General features: G+C 73.9%; 13 protein-coding genes. 7 read left to right on the top strand and 6 right to left on the bottom strand.

Annotated features, from left to right (window positions below; genetic code table 11):
- Positions 1–6: 6 nt before the first annotated feature.
- Both RF644_RS04415 and RF644_RS04410 read left to right on the top strand, forming a co-directional pair.
- Positions 7–1,320, top strand: a complete 1,314-nt coding sequence (locus RF644_RS04415; RefSeq protein ID WP_368795563.1) for an Nramp family divalent metal transporter — start codon at positions 7–9, stop codon at positions 1,318–1,320.
- A gap of 191 nt (positions 1,321–1,511) precedes the next feature.
- Entirely contained in the window at positions 1,512–2,225 is a 714-nt protein-coding gene (locus tag RF644_RS04410) for a sulfite exporter TauE/SafE family protein (RefSeq protein ID WP_368795562.1), read from the top strand.
- A 149-nt stretch (positions 2,226–2,374) separates the two neighbouring features.
- Here RF644_RS04410 and RF644_RS04405 read toward each other — a convergent pair whose 3' ends face one another.
- Positions 2,375–2,833: a hypothetical protein gene (locus RF644_RS04405; protein WP_126346734.1), complete on the bottom strand. Its 459-nt coding sequence runs from the start codon at positions 2,831–2,833 to the stop codon at positions 2,375–2,377.
- Positions 2,834–3,086: 253 nt separating this feature from the next.
- On the opposite strand from RF644_RS04405, the gene RF644_RS04400 reads away from it, so the two are divergent.
- Both RF644_RS04400 and RF644_RS04395 read left to right on the top strand, forming a co-directional pair.
- A complete protein-coding gene (locus RF644_RS04400; RefSeq protein WP_368795561.1) occupies positions 3,087–4,124 on the top strand; it encodes an alcohol dehydrogenase catalytic domain-containing protein in 1,038 nt (345 codons plus the stop codon).
- Positions 4,125–4,616: 492 nt separating this feature from the next.
- A complete protein-coding gene (locus RF644_RS04395; RefSeq protein ID WP_368795560.1) occupies positions 4,617–5,363 on the top strand; it encodes a gamma-glutamyl-gamma-aminobutyrate hydrolase family protein in 747 nt (248 codons plus the stop codon).
- A gap of 117 nt (positions 5,364–5,480) precedes the next feature.
- On the opposite strand, the gene RF644_RS04390 is transcribed toward RF644_RS04395, so the two are convergent.
- Positions 5,481–6,200 carry an alpha/beta hydrolase gene (locus RF644_RS04390; RefSeq protein ID WP_368795559.1) on the bottom strand — a complete coding sequence of 240 codons (720 nt, stop codon included), beginning with the start codon at positions 6,198–6,200 and terminating at the stop codon, positions 5,481–5,483.
- 226 nt (positions 6,201–6,426) lie between these two features.
- Between RF644_RS04390 and RF644_RS04385 the strand changes: the two genes are divergently transcribed.
- A complete protein-coding gene (locus RF644_RS04385; RefSeq protein ID WP_368795558.1) occupies positions 6,427–7,521 on the top strand; it encodes a DUF808 domain-containing protein in 1,095 nt (364 codons plus the stop codon).
- A gap of 21 nt (positions 7,522–7,542) precedes the next feature.
- On the opposite strand, the gene RF644_RS04380 is transcribed toward RF644_RS04385, so the two are convergent.
- Both RF644_RS04380 and RF644_RS04375 read right to left on the bottom strand, forming a co-directional pair.
- Positions 7,543–9,531 (bottom strand): VWA domain-containing protein, encoded by a 1,989-nt coding sequence (locus tag RF644_RS04380; protein ID WP_368795557.1) that lies wholly within the window; start codon positions 9,529–9,531, stop codon positions 7,543–7,545.
- Between the two features lie 81 nt (positions 9,532–9,612).
- Positions 9,613–11,028 (bottom strand): sigma 54-interacting transcriptional regulator, encoded by a 1,416-nt coding sequence (locus RF644_RS04375; protein WP_368795556.1) that lies wholly within the window; start codon positions 11,026–11,028, stop codon positions 9,613–9,615.
- 129 nt (positions 11,029–11,157) lie between these two features.
- Between RF644_RS04375 and RF644_RS04370 the strand changes: the two genes are divergently transcribed.
- Positions 11,158–11,802: an MSMEG_4193 family putative phosphomutase gene (locus tag RF644_RS04370; RefSeq protein ID WP_368795555.1), complete on the top strand. Its 645-nt coding sequence runs from the start codon at positions 11,158–11,160 to the stop codon at positions 11,800–11,802.
- A 10-nt stretch (positions 11,803–11,812) separates the two neighbouring features.
- Positions 11,813–12,508 (top strand): SCO1664 family protein, encoded by a 696-nt coding sequence (locus tag RF644_RS04365; RefSeq protein ID WP_368795554.1) that lies wholly within the window; start codon positions 11,813–11,815, stop codon positions 12,506–12,508.
- Here RF644_RS04365 and RF644_RS04360 read toward each other — a convergent pair.
- Positions 12,505–13,479 (bottom strand): helix-turn-helix domain-containing protein, encoded by a 975-nt coding sequence (locus tag RF644_RS04360; protein ID WP_368795553.1) that lies wholly within the window; start codon positions 13,477–13,479, stop codon positions 12,505–12,507. The two genes, RF644_RS04365 and RF644_RS04360, sit on opposite strands and share 4 nt — an antisense overlap.
- Positions 13,480–13,484: 5 nt before the next feature.
- Complete coding sequence (locus RF644_RS04355) at positions 13,485–14,444, bottom strand: helix-turn-helix domain-containing protein (RefSeq protein ID WP_336650484.1); 960 nt, start codon at positions 14,442–14,444, stop codon at positions 13,485–13,487.
- Positions 14,445–14,664: the final 220 nt, after the last annotated feature.

Below are 14,664 nucleotides of genomic sequence, written 5' to 3'. Positions count from 1 at the left end.
ACGACGATGACCAGCATGACTGCTCGATCCAAGAAGTCCGCGCACTCGGCCACTCACGAGGTGACCGACTCCGAGACCCCCGCACTCGGCACTGAACCCCTCGCCCGACCCAACCGCCGATCCCGGCTGCTGGGCGCGCTGGCCCTGATGGGCCCGGGGTTCATCGTCGGGGCCTGGCAGTTCGGCCCGGGCAACCTGACCTCGGCAGTCCAGGCCGGCAGCCTCTACGGCTACGACCTGATCTGGGTCATCGCCGTCTCCACCCTCCTGATGCTCGGCTTCACCGACATGAGCGTGCGGATCGCCCTGGCCTCCGACCGCTCCCTGATCCAGATGATCAAGATGCACCTCGGCAAGATCACCGGGGTGGCCGCCGGCATCGGGGTCTTCCTGATCACCCTGATGTTCTCCGTGGGCAACGCGGTGGGCTCCGGGCTGGGGATGTCCATGGTCTTCGGCGGCTCCCCGACCCTGTGGACCCTGGCCTGCACCGTGCTCGTGGGCGTGGTGGCCTGGGCACCGAACTACTACAAGCTCTTCGAACGGGGACTGCTGGCGATCATCGCCCTGATGGCCGCCGGGTTCCTCGCCTCGGCGCTGCTCACCCAGCCCGACTGGGTCGAGGTGTCCGACGGATTCATCCCGTCCCTGCCCCCCGGAGCCGGGATGCTGCTGGTGGCCCTGGTCGGCACCAACTTCTCGATCAACGCCGCCTTCTACACCGGCTACGCCTCGAGGGAACGGGGCCTGCGCCCCGAGCAGTACAAGGCCACCACCCTGGCCGACACCATCCCCGGCATCGTCGCCCCGGGCATCATGACCATCCTGGTCATCGTGGTCGCGGCCACCGCCCTGCAGGCCACCGGCGGCACCGCCGCCACCCTGGGGGACCTGTCCAAGGTCCTGGAGCCGTTGGCCGGGCCGATCGGCACGACCGTCTTCGGCCTCGGGTTCACCGGGGCGGCGTTCTCCTCGATGATCGCCAACGCCACCGCCGGAGGCACCCTCATCTCGGACACGCTGGGCTGGGGCAACAAACTGGACCGCCACCGGGTGAAGGCCATGATCTGCGTGGTCCTGGCCTTCGGCCTGGCCGTCACCCTGCTCGCCCAGGGCTCCCCGATCCAGCTGATCATCACCGCCCAGGCGCTGACCGTGATCGTCGCCCCGCTGCTGGGGATCCTGCTGCTGATCATGGCCACCCGCCGCGACGTGATGGGCCGCTATGCCAACCGCTGGTGGCAGACCGCCCTGGGACTGCTCGGCCTGGCCGCGATCCTGGCCACCTGCTACCGGCTCCTCACCACGCTGATCGGCTGAGCCACACCTCCAGCCCATAGGGAACGCACAGGGCGGGAACCACACCAGTGATTCCCGCCCTCTGCCATCGGTTCCGCACGGCTGAGGCTGATCGCCGGACAAGGCCCCGGTGAGACACGGTCCGCCGTGATGGCCTTGTTCCACCCGGGAAGATCCGACCCGCCAGACCCGAACCGCGAGAAGGTGCAGACATGAGTGGTGTGGAGCTCGTCATCATTGCCGTGGTCATCGTCGCGGCGGCCTGCCTGCAGGGGGCGATCGGATTCGGACTGGGGATGCTGGCGGCCCCGGCGATCGCTCTGGTCGATCCCTCGCTGCTGCCGGGGTCCATCGTGCTGCTCGCAGCCGGCGTCACCGTGCTCGGGGTGCTCCGGGACCGCACGGCCATCGACCTGTCCGGGACAGGGTGGGCCCTGCTCGGACGGGTCCCCGGCACGGTGATCGGTGCTGCCCTGGTGGCATTCCTGCCCGCCCGCGGGCTGGCGTTGACGCTGGCCGGCACGGTGCTGCTGGGTGTCCTGCTGAGCATCTGGGGTTGGCGCCCAGCGCCCCGTCCCGTCACCGTCGCCGTCGCCGGGGCGGCCTCCGGGGTGCTCGGGACCGCCACGGCCATCGGGGGCCCGCCCATGGCCCTGGTGTGGCAGGGCTCCTCCACCGCACAGCTGCGCGGCACCATGAGCGCCTTCTTCCTCGTGGGAGCCCTCATGTCCCTGGTCGGCCTCGCCGCGGTCGGAGCCCTGGATCAGCACATCCTGCAGTTCGCCGCGATCCTCACCCCGGCGATGATCCTGGGGTTCGCCCTGTCAGGGCTGGTCAACAAGCGCCTGGACCGGCAACGAGTGCGCCGCGTGGCGCTGTCGGTCTCCACGCTGGGCGCGGCTCTGGTGCTGTGGAACTCCCTGTAGCGCCTGGAACGCCCACTGCTCCGCCCCGGGGGCCTCGGTGACCGGCATCGTGCCCGTGCTGCGCGCAACGGGCCGCCGGGCCGCGGACGGGCACCGATGCCGCCCCGCGCGAGGTGACGATCAGAGGACGGGGCGGGAGAAGGCCTTCGTCAGCGGTCGCTCCCGAGAGCCGGGGCTTCGATGTCGAGCAGGAGCAGGTCCCACCCGCCACCGCGGTGACCGAGCCGGGCGACCATGCTCCGGTCGTCGTTCCTCCACCGCAGGGCTCCACCGGCGGTGTCCACGCGGTACCCGCACTGATCGGCGATCCACACCGACTCCTCGACGGCGCGCGCGCGACTGGCCGACCACCGTCCACGGTCGATCTCGGCCAGGGACGCCAGGGCCACGCCGGAGATCGCGACCAGGAGTCCCGACAGCGCCGGCAGGGCGGGGGTGGTGAAGGAGAGGGCCGCGCCGATCACCGCGACGAACATGATCGTCACCGGGTGGTTCCACCACGTCGGGGCCGGGGTGCGCGGGGTGTCCGCCACGCCGGCGAAGACCCGTACCGAGGGGGAGGCGGTCCGGCTCCGGCCGTAGGCGTCCAAGAACTGCTTCACACTCAACGGGGCTCCTCCGGGCACGGGCTGATGGGGAAGGCGAACAGCGAGGAGAGCGGCGGCGCGCTCCCCGGGCGGAGCCGGGATCGCTGTCACGGGCCCGACGGGGGCAGAATGCCCCAGCAGGTCGCGCCGCACGGTCAGCACACGGTGTCTCCAACGACCGGTCTACCACCACGGCGCCGAGTGACGCATCGACGAGCGCTGTCTCCTTGCTCACACCCCTGCCGGTGCCGCACGGGCGTGGGAGAGTGGGGGCATGCGCGCAGTGGTGATCGATGCTGTCCGGGGCCGGCCGGAGGTCCGTGACGTCGCCGAGCCCACGGCACCGCCCGACGGGGTGGTCGTCCGGGTCGAGGCCACGGGCCTGTGCCGCAGCGACTGGCACGCCTGGGCCGGGCACGACGAGATCGCGCTGCCCCACGTCCCCGGGCACGAGCTGGCCGGGGTGGTCGTCGCGGTGGGGGCGGGCGTGCGCCGCTGGAGCACCGGGGACCGGGTGACCGTCCCCTTCGTCTGCGGCTGCGGCCGGTGCGAGTGGTGCCGTTCCGGCAACGCGCAGGTCTGCCCCGATCAGCAGCAGCCGGGGTTCACCCACTGGGGGTCCTTCGCCGAGTACGTCGCCCTGCACGGGGCCGACACGAACCTCGTGGCCGTCCCCGAGCACGTCGACCTCGCCACCGCGGCCGCGCTGGGGTGCCGGTTCGCCACGGCGTACCGGGCCCTGGCCGACCGGGCGCGCCTCGCCGAGGGGGAGTGGGTCACCGTGGTCGGCGCCGGCGGGGTGGGGCTGAGCGCGGTGATGATCGCCCGGGCACTGGGTGGACGCGTGATCGCGGTCGACCGCAACCCGGAGGCGCTCGCCCTCGCCCGTGAGCTCGGCGCGGAGCACACGCTGCGCGCGGACGGGTGCGACGTCCCCGCGGCGGTCGCCGCCCTCACCGGCGGGGGCGGCCACGTCGCCGTCGACGCCGTGGGCAGCGAGCAGACCTGCGCCGACGCGGTCCTCAGCCTGCGCCGGCGGGGGCGGCACGTCCAGATCGGCCTGCTGCCGCCGGTCGAGGGCCACCCGCGGGTGCCGATGGCGCGGGTCATCGCCTGGGAGCTGGACCTGCTCGGCAGCCACGGCATGGCCGCGGCCGACTATCCGGCCATGATGGCGCTCATCGAGCAGGGCGCCCTGCAGCCCCAGAAGCTCATCGAGCGCACCATCGGACTCGACGAGGCGGCGGCGCTGCTGCCGGTGTTCGACACCGCGAGGGTCGCCGGCATGACGATGATCGATCCCGCGCTGTAGACCCGCTCGGAGGCGGCGAGCGGACCGACCCCGGCGCCGGGGACCACCCGCCGCTGCCCGGGCCCGTCCCCGCATCCTGACAGCCGATTTTCGTCGATCGTGAAGAACCGGCAATGTTCTTCCGGAAAAGAGGGGCGCACCCCCTTCCAGCTCGGGCAGAGTGATCTGCACCACTCGGGGAACGCGAACTTCCCCGGTGCATCGCGTGAAGGGCGACCGCCGTTCACCCCGGTGTCCGCCGCTCCCATCCCGGTCGGCTCCACCGCCACCGTCCAGCTCCGCAACAACTCACCAGGTGCCCCCGAAAACGCTTCGGGCCTGAACTCCTCCCTCCGATCGCCCCGGCGGCGCCGCGTGCGCCCGCCACCCGGCACGGAGCGAGGACCTCATGATCGAACAGGAGATGACAGCATGAACCGACAGGCCGTTCATCTGAATGCGCACGAGGTGACTCCCGTAGGACTGTGGAGCCTCCGTGCCAAAGCGCCCACCGTGGCGACCGTGGTGTCGCTGAACTTCCCGGGCCTCACGCCGCAGACCCGGGACCTGATGCGCCGCCGCACCCGCACCGCGCTGCAGTGCCTGGTCAACACCGGAGCCCGGCCGATCCTGGTCGACTCCAGTGCCCGGGAGCTGGCCGACCCCGCCGTCACCGCCTCCGCGGACGCGGTGCTGGTGCTCGGAGGAGGGGACGTCGACCCTGCCCTCTACGGGGCGGACGGGCCCGTGCCCAACGGGTACGGGGTCGACCGGCGCGCCGATCTCTACACCGTGGACCTCCTCGAGCAGAGCCTCGACCGCGACGCCCCGCTGCTGGCGATCGGACGGGGGGCCCAGCTGCTCAACCTGGCCTGCGGGGGAACTCTCGTCCCCGATCTCGGCACCGGCCACGGACGCCGCGGCGCGCCGGGGGACCCGGTGTGCCCCGAGGAGGAGGTCGCCCTGGAGCCCGGGAGCAGGCTCGCCGCCGTCTTCGGCGCCCGGCGGCTCACCGTCCGGTCGGACCACCACCAGGCCATGGGGGTCGTGGCCCCCGAGCTGCGCGTCACCGCCGTGGCCGAGGACGGCGTGGTCGAGGCGACGGAGCACCTGGACCGCACCTGGGCCGTCGGGGTGCAGTGGCACCCGGAGGACTCCCACGGCTCGGCCGCGGACCGGGGGCGGCTGTTCTCCGCGTTCGTGGAGCAGGCCGGGTCCGGGCGGCGCCGCGTCCCCAGGTCGCGAGTGCTGGCCGCGTGAGCCGGTCCGTCTCCGGTCCGCGCCGCGGAGCGCCACGCCGCGGCGCGGACCGGAGGGGCGGCGGCCGGACCTCGGGCGGGTGGACCTGCTCGAGGATGCGTCGTCGGCCGGCGGTCCTCACCGGGCGGCGGGCGGCGTGACGTCCTCCGCCAGGCCGGCCAGCCACGCGGCGCACAGCGCCGGCCAGGCCGCGGGCGCACCGGTGCCGTCGGCCAGTCCGAGACCGTGCGGTCCGCGGGGAAAGACGTGGAGGGCGTGCGGCACGCCCCGGTGCGCCAGCGCCTGGGCCAGCAGGTAGGAGTGCTGCACCGGCACGGACGCGTCGTCGGCGGTGTGCCACACGAAGAAGGGCGGCGCGGCCCGGGTCACCATCCGGTCGAGGGACGTGGCCGCCCGCACCTCGGCGGAGGGCCCCGGGCCCAGGAGCTCCTCCTGCGACCCCCGGTGCGTGTCGAGCTGCATGGACACCACCGGGTAGCCCAGGACCACGGCGTCGACCCGCTCGGGCCCCGAGGCCGGTGCGGTGAGCGCGGCGTGCCCGGCCAGGTGCCCGCCGGCGGAGAACCCCAGCAGGACGACCCGCCCGGCTCCGGCCGCCCTGACCCGGCGCACCTCGGCGCGCACCGCGTCCACGGGGGCGGGGTGCCTGACGTGCACGGGATAGCGGAGGACGCCGGCGGAGAGGCCGAGGCCGCGGAGCCACTCGGCCACGGGCTCGCCCTCGTGGTCCGCGTGCCGGGCGTACCCGCCGCCGGGGAGGACGACGACGTGCGGAGCGGGCGACGGCGCGGGCGGTCGCGCCCCCGCCGGTCCGGCGGCAGGGTGAACGGGGTCCATGCGGGGTGCCTCCTGGTCGGTGCTTCCTGGTCGGTGCTGGACGGTCCGGTGCCGGAGCGCCCCCCGGCGCCGGGCGCAACACCACCGGCTCCGCGGAACGGCAGGACATCGGTGCCTGTTCGTCCCGCGCGGGAGCATCCGGGCGTCCGAGGCCCTACTCTGTCATCATGCTGATCACCACCGCGGCTCCGCCCGCCCCTGTTGAGACCGCGCCGGAGATCCTCCGATGAGCGGCGGTCTGATGGCCCTGCTGGACGACGTCGCCGCCATCGCCCGCGTCACCGCCGCCTCCGTGGACGACATCGGCGCGGCGGCGGGCCGGGCGAGCATGAAGGCCGCCGGTGTCGTCGTCGACGACACCGCCGTGACCCCGCAGTACGTCCGGGACGTCTCCCCGGCCCGCGAGCTGCCCATCATCTGGCGCATCACCAAGGGCTCGCTGCGCAACAAGCTCATCTTCATCCTCCCGGTCATCCTGCTGCTGAGCCAGTTCGCGCCGTGGCTGCTCACCCCGATCCTCATGCTCGGCGGCAGCTACCTGTGCTTCGAGGGGGCCGAGAAGATCTGGTCGAAGATCTCGGGCCACGGGGCCAAGACCAAGACCCCCGTGGTCGAGAAGGGCAAGGACGCGGAGGACACGATGGTCGGGGGCGCGGTGCGCACCGACCTGATCCTCTCGGCCGAGATCATGGTCATCTCCCTCAACGAGGTGGCCGGCGAGCCCCTGCTCTCGCGGGCGGCCATCCTGGTGGTCGTGGCCATCGGCATCACCGTCCTGGTCTACGGGGTGGTGGCGCTGATCATCCGGATGGACGACTTCGGCCTGCACCTGGCCGGACGGTCCTCCCCGACCACGCAGAAGATCGGCCACGGCCTGGTGAAGGGCATGCCCGGGCTGCTCACGGTCATCTCGGTCGTGGGCACCGCCGCCATGATCTGGGTGGGCGGGCACATCGTCCTCGTCGGCCTCGACGACCTGGGCTGGCACGCCCCGTACGAGGCGGTCCACCACGTGGAGGTGCTCGTGCACGACGCCGTCCCCGGCGGTCTCGGCGCGGCGCTCGCCTGGCTCACGAACACCTTCTTCTCCGCCGTCCTGGGCCTGGCCTGGGGCGCGGTCCTGGTGCTGGTCTGGGAGCTGCTGCCCTTCGGCAAGGGCGAGCACGAGGCCGAGCACGCCGCCCACGGCGCCCACGAGGCGCAGGAGGAGCACCACGGGAAGCACTCCTCGGCGGCGACCTCGGCGGAGGAGGGTGCGGGACCGTCCGGCCCGTCCGACCCCACCCCGCCGGCCGACGGGGGCTCCACCGCGGCCCGCTGACCGGGCGAGCCAGGAGTCCGCTCAGAGGTCGTCGGGGTCCCCGGCGCGGGCGTTGAGGTACTCGTCCAGGACGGCGGAGCCCAGGTCCCCCGGGTCCGGCGCCACCACGCGCCCGTCGATCCGCTCGGCCATCCGCCGCAGGAACCGCTCCAGCCCCGGGTCGTCGCCGAGCCGGAAGAACGTCGCCTGGGCCCCCATGCGTCCCAGCCGGTCGAGCTCCTCGACCGTGGCGCGCAGGGTCTCCGGCTCCGTGGGCCAGGAGAACCAGCTCTCGCCGTCGGGCAGCAGGTGCGCCGTGGGCTCCCCGTCGGTGACCACGAGCAGGACGGGCTGCATCGAGGGGTGCTTGCGGAAGAACCGCGTGGCGAGCAACAGGGCGTGGTGCAGGTTGGTGCCCTGCTCCCGCACCGGCGGCAGCCCCGTGAGCTCGTCGACCGGCAGGGCGCGGGCGTAGCGGCCGAACGCGACGATCTGCAGCTGGTCCCCCCGGAACCGGGTGGAGACGAGGTGGTGCAGCGCGAGCGCCGTGCGCTTCATGGGCACCCAGCGCCCCTCGGCGGCCATGGAGAACGAGGTGTCCACGAGGAGGACGACGGCGGCCTGCGTGCGCGCCTCGGTCTCGGCGACCTCGATGTCGCGGACGTCGAGGCGCAGCCCGCGCCGGACGTCGCCGCCCTCGGCGGCGGTGCGCCGGATCGCGTTGGTGATGGTGCGGGTGGTGTCCCACGGCTCGGCGTCCCCGAACTGCCACTCCCGGGTGGCGCCGGAGGCCTCGCCGGCCGCACCGGCGAGGCGGGTGTCGCGCTGACCGGTCCGGGAGGACAGGTTCTGCGCGGCGTCCCGCATCAGCGCCTTCCCGATCCGGCGCACGGCGCGGGGCGAGAGCCGCAGGTCCCCGTCGGCGCCGCGCTGCAGGTAGCCGCTGTCCCGCATCGCCCGCTCCAGCTCGGCGAGGGTCCGGGCCGAGACCGCGGCGTCCTCGCCCAGCTGCCGCGCGAGCGCGTCGAGGTCCATGTCGTCCAGGTTGGCGCCCCGGTGGTGCTGCGCCAGCTGCTCGGCGAGGGAGTCGAGCTCGGCGATGTCCTGGAGCACGCCCGTCCCGTCGCCGAGGCCCAGGCCGTCCTGGCCCTCGAAGCCCTCCGACCCGCCCCAGTCCTCGCCGGGGCGCAGCCCCTGCAGGTTGGCGTCGAGCCGGCCGAGCTGGTCCATCAGCTCCGGGGAGCCGAACGCCTGGGCGGAGAGCTGCATCAGCTCCTGGCGCTGCTCGGGGGACATGGAGTTGAGCATCCGCTGGGCCGCGGCGGCGCGCTGGGCCAGGGCGTCGATCAGCTCGTCGACCGACTGCGGGTTCTCGGGGAAGTGGTCCCCGTGCTTCGCCATGAAGTCCTGGAAGTCCTCCTCGGTGTCCTCGCCCCGTCCGTGCTTCTCGAGCAGCTCGTTGAGGTCCCGGAGCATCTCGGCCACGGCCTCCCGGTCGGCGTCCGTGGCGTTCTCCAGGGCCTGCTTCATCCCGGCGAAGCGCTGGTCGAGCAGCTCGCGGCCGAGGAGGTCCTTGATCTGCTCGTAGGCCACCCGGGCGGACTCGGACTGCCAGTCGTAGGACGCGAGCTCGCTGACGGCGGCGGCCGTGGAGCTCGGCAGGCCGTCGAGCTGCATCTCCCGGAAGGAGCGGTCCATCGGGTCCATCCGGGCGTCCCGCAGGAACTGCTCGCGCTCCAGGCGCAGCGCCTTGTCCAGCAGCTTCTTCGCCTCCTCGAGCGTGCCGCCCAGGCCGTGGCGCTTCAGCAGCTCGCGCCGGTGCTGCTGCAGGCGCCGGGACAGGTCGTCCAGGCCGTCGCGGCCGCGGCCGCCCCGCCGGAGGAACTCGCGCAGCGCGTGCTCCGGCGAGTACCCGGCCATGACGTCCTCGGAGACGGCCTCGAGCGCCTCGGAGAGGTCCACCGGCGGGGCCAGCGGATCGGGTCCTCCGGTGTACCGGCCGTACCTCGAGGACCGGTGGTGTGCGGGCATGACGCCCCCTCTGTGTCTTCTCTGTGTCTTCTCTGTGTCCCGGTGCGGAACCCGGTGCGGGTCCTGGTGCCGGCCGTGCGGTCAGCCGTAGACGGTGCCGGCCTCGTCGGCGTCCTTGGAGATCTTCTGGGCGAGGTAGAGCCCCTCCAGCGCCAGCTCGATCGCGCTGGCGCGCTGGCCCGGCGTGCTCGCGCCGAGGCGTGCGGCAATCTCGTCGTAGGCGGTCGCGGCCCCGTCGTCGTCGGAGGCCGTCAGCTCGGGCAGCCCGGCGAGGAAGTCCTGGGCGGAGACGTCGTCGCCGGTGGACACGGTCGTGCGGCCGTCGAAGGCCTCCACGACCGGTCCGAGGTCGAGACCGCGGAAGCGGCCGCGGACGGTCTCGGCGGTGGCCCGGCGGAGCAGGTGGTCGAGGATCGCGCGCTCGCGGCCCTCCTCGCCGGACTCGAACTCGATCTTGCCGGCCAGGACGTCGGTGGCCGTCTCCATGTCCACCATCCGCGCGACCGCCTCCGCCTCGCCGCGGATCGTGGCGCGGCGCAGCGCCGCGGCCGCGACCGTCTCCGCGCCGGCGATGGCGAAGCGCGCCGACACCCCCGAGCGCTGGTCCACCGCGGAGGACTCCCGCAGCAGGCGGGTGAACCGGGCCAGGGTCTCCAGGATCGTGTCCGGGACCTCGGCGATCAGCTCGGCCTCCTGGCGGATCACGGCGATCTCGTCCTCCAGCTCGAGCGGGTAGTGGGTGCGGATCTCGGCGCCGAACCGGTCCTTGAGCGGCGTGATGATCCGGCCTCGGTTCGTGTAGTCCTCGGGGTTGGCCGTGGCCACCACGAGCACGTCCAGCGGCAGCCGCAGGACGTAGCCGCGGATCTGGATGTCCCGCTCCTCCATCACGTTGAGCATGGCCACCTGGATGCGCTCGGCCAGGTCGGGCAGCTCGTTGATCGCCACGATCCCGCGGTGCGAGCGGGGCACGAGCCCGTAGTGGATGGTCTCCGGGTCCCCGAGCCGCCGGCCCTCGGCCACGCGCATCGGGTCCACGTCCCCGATGAGGTCCGCCACGGACGTGTCCGGGGTGGCGAGCTTCTCGACGTAGCGCTCCGACCGGTGCCGCCAGACCACGGGCAGCTCGTCGCCCTCGAGCAGAATCCGGCGGCGCGACGCCTCGGTCAGCGGCTCCAGGGGGTGCTCGTTGAGCTCCGACCCCTCGATGGCGGGGGACCACTCGTCGAGCAGCCCGGCGAGGGTGCGCAGCAGGCGGGTCTTGCCCTGGCCGCGCTCGCCCAGCAGCACCACGTCGTGGCCGGCGAGCAGGGCCCGCTCGAGCTGCGGCAGGACCGTGCGCCCGAGCCCGTGCAGGCCAGGCCAGGGGTCACCGCCCTCGGCCAGCGTGCGCAGGAGGTTCTCGCGGATCTCCTCGCGCAGCGTCCGGTGGGTGACGCCGGCGGCGCGGAGCTCGCCGAGCGCGCGGATGTCAGGGTGATCGGTGCGATCAGTCACAGCGCCAACCTAACCCCGGCGTCAAGGGGGCGCCCGCGGGCCGGGTCCGGCGTCGTCGCAGGCGGCGCCCGACGACGACGGGCGCGGGGCCCTGTGGCCCCGGAGTCCCCGCCAGTACGCTGGTGCATCATGGTCACTCGCAAGGCACCACGGAGCACCCTCGTCCTGCTCGTGCGGCACGGGGAGACCCCCACCACGGGCAAGGTCCTGCCGGGGCGGGCCCCCGGCCTGCACCTGTCCGAGCGCGGCCGGGCCCAGGCGGACCGGGTGGCGGAGCGGCTCGCGGGCGTGCGCGTCGACGCCGTGTACACCTCACCGCTCGAGCGCACGCGCGAGACCGCGGCGCCGACCGCGGCCCGGACCGGCCGGGAGGCCGTCGTGGAGCCGGGACTGCTCGAGTGCGACTTCGGGGAGTGGACGGGCGAGGAGCTCTCCCGCCTCTCCCGGCTCAAGGCGTGGTCGACCGTCCAGCGGGCGCCCTCGACCTTCCGCTTCCCCGGCGGCGAGAGCTTCCCCGAGATGCAGGCGCGCACCGTGGGCGCCGTGGACCGGGTGCGCGCCGCCCACGAGGGCGGGGTGGTGGTCTGCTTCTCGCACGCCGACCCCATCAAGGCGGCCCTCGCCCACGCCCTGGGCACGCACCTGGACCTGTTCCAGCGCATCGTGGTCAGCCCGTGCTCCGTCTCGGCGATCTCGTACGCGCCGGGGCAGGCCCCGGTCGTGCTCACCGTGAACTCCACGGACGAGCCGCTGGCCGGCCTGAGGGTGTCGTGAGCGGACGCTGATGGGCGAGCTCGTGCTCCTGGCGGAGGGCCGGTTGGAGCTCCTCGGACTGATCCGGGAGAGCAGCAACTCGGCGCTGCTCGTCGAGGTCACGCTCGAGGAGGAGACGGCCTGGGGGATCTACAAGCCGCTCGAGGGCGAGCGGCCGCTGCTCGACTTCCGCCCCGGCCTGCATCGGCGGGAGCGCGCCGCGTACGTGCTGAGCGAGTTCCTGGGCTGGGGCATCGTCCCGCCCACCGTCCTGCGCCAGGACGGCCCGTTCGGCACGGGGTCCCTGCAGCGGTTCGTGGAGCACGACCCCCGGCAGCACTACTTCACCCTCTACGACACCGCCCCCGACACCCACGACGCCCTGCGCCGGATCGCGCTGTTCGACCTCGTGGCCAACAACGCCGACCGCAAGGGCGGCCACGTGCTGCGGGGCGCCGACGGCCGGGTCTGGGGGATCGACCACGGTCTGTGCTTCGCGGCGGCGTTCAAGCTGCGGACGGTCGTCTGGGACTTCTCCGGCGAGCCCGTGCCCGAGGACCTGCTCCGGGACATCGCCCCGCTGGCCGACGACGTCCCCGCCGAGCTCGCCGAGCTCCTCGACGCCGAGGAGGTGGCCGCGCTGCGGCGGCGGGTGCGCCGGCTCCTCGACGAGGCGGTCCTGCCGGTCGACGTCACCGGCCGCCGGATCCCCTGGCCGCTGCTCTAACGGCGCAGGGTGGCGGCCGGGTTCTCGCCGTAGGCCTGCCGGTGGCGGCGCGCGAAGTCGCCGGGGTGGTTCATGCCCCAGCGCCGGGCGATGCCGCGCACGGTGTCGCCGCGGGCCGGGTCGCCCTGCACCAGGTCGTCGTGGGCGGCCACCAGCCGCAGCTCGCGCAGATAGGCCCCCGGCGTGGTCCCGGCGTGGGAGCGGAAGGCCCGGACGAGCTCCACGGTGCTCACCCCCGCGTGGCGGGCGACGTCCTCGACCGTGATCGGCGAGGACGCGGCGGCGTGCAGGAACTCGACCGCGTCCCGGTAGGCCGTCTGCTGCCCGGCGGCCGACGCGCGCCGGGCCACGGGCTCCCCGGCGAAGGCGAACGCCTCCAGGGTCGCCACCGACATCCGCCGCCGCAGATCCGCGCGCAGCAGGGGGAGGGAGGCGACCTCGGGGTCGGCCAGGACCTGCTGCGCGAACGCGAAGGTGCTCCTCCAGTGCCTCTCCCGGGCGGGGGAGTGCGGGCGGGGTCCGTGGAAGGCGACCTCGAGGGTCTCGTCCCCGTGGACCGTCCGGGCGGTCTCCCGCAGCGTGGACCGGTCGATGGTGACCGAGTCGACCAGCAGCTGGTCCACCTCGCCGCAGTACTCCTGGCCCGGCTGCAGCAGGAACACCCCGAGCCCGCTGCCCCTCCGGCCGTCGATGCTCCAGTCGACGCCCCCGGCGCGGGGCACGACGACCGAGAACATGTCGTCGAGCACCATCCGGCCGGCGATGCTGCCGCGGAAGGTGAGCCGGCCCAGTTGGAGGTCGGCGTCGCCCAGCACGTCCTGGCGGTACAGGAAGGACGACTCGTCGGTGATCGTGCCCATGCGCGCACTGGTGTAGATCTGCTGCAGCGCCTCGTTCGCCACCTCCGGGTCGGTGGTCGCCGTGTGCAGGCGGATCGGCGTCCCCGGCGCCCGCTCCGTCTCCTGGGGCATCCCGGTCAGCTCCGCAGGGTGGTGGCGGGGGCCTGGCCGTGCCGGTCCCGGTAGGCGGCGGCGAAGCGGCCGCGGTGGCCGAAGCCCCAGCGGGCGGCCACCGCCTCCACGGTCGAGCCGGTCGTGGGGTCGGCGGCCAGCAGCTCCCGGTGGACGGCGTCGAGCCGGGCGTCGCGCAGGTAGGCCATCGGGGTGGTGTCCAGCTCCCGGCGGAAAGCCGCCTGGAGACCGCGCACGCTCATCCGGGCGGCGGCGGCGATGTCGGCCGGTCCGACGTCCGCGGCCACGTGCTCCTCGATGAAGGCCACCGCCCGCCGCACTCCGGCCGGAGCCGGGCGGGTCTGCCCGGTGGCCGTCCCGCTGCGGTCCAGGAAGCTCCCGGGAAAGGTGTGCAGCAGGACGGTGGCGAGGGAGCGGGCGGCCTCGGAGCGGATCAGGGGGCTGCTCATCGCCCGGGAGTCGGGCAGGAGGTCGCGGGCGAAGTGGGAGACCGTCCCGCGCCAGTACTGGGTCATGGCCGGCGACACCGGGCGGGTCCCCGTGAACTCCAGCCGGAAGCCCTCGTTCCCCAGCAGCCGCCGGGCGTGGTCCTCCACCGCGGCGGGGTCCAGGGACACGGTGGTCGCCTCGAGGTCGTCCCACCAGCTGCTGAAGGTGCGCTGCGGGAACAGGAAGGGCCCGGTGCGGGGGAAGCGGTCGCCGGCGCTGGTGGCGCTCAGCACGCCCGCCGTCACGTGGCACACCCGCAGCACGCCGGCGCCGTCCGTGCGGCCGGTGCACGAGGAGCCCTTCAGCCGGACGCGCTCGTAGGCGACGAAGTCGATCCCGGTCGAGGCCAGGGTCATGTCGAAACTGCCGTCCGGGGAGCGGCGCACGCCCCGGATGGCGAAGACCTCGTCGAGCACCGCGATGCCCTCGGCCGGGTCGCGGGTGCTGAACACGGCCCGCTGCACCTGGGAGTCCATGGTCCGCAGGCTACGCCCGACCGCCGAGGGAGTCGACCGCGGACCGCCGGCCGGCCGGCGGTCCGCCGGGACCCTTGCCCGTGGCGCCCGCCCGGGCGTACCTTGGTGGCCATGTTCCTGTCCTGATGCCCCGGCCCGCGTCCGCGGCCGGCACCGTCGATCCGAGCCCAGGGGGCTCCGCGCATCCGGTGCCGCACTCGCCCGGCGGGCCCGACCCCCA

Source organism: Kocuria sp. CPCC 205258, assembly GCF_040981005.1.
Classification (GTDB): Bacteria; Actinomycetota; Actinomycetes; order Actinomycetales; family Micrococcaceae; genus Kocuria; species Kocuria rosea.
This window is presented reverse-complemented; position numbering and strand designations above follow the sequence as displayed.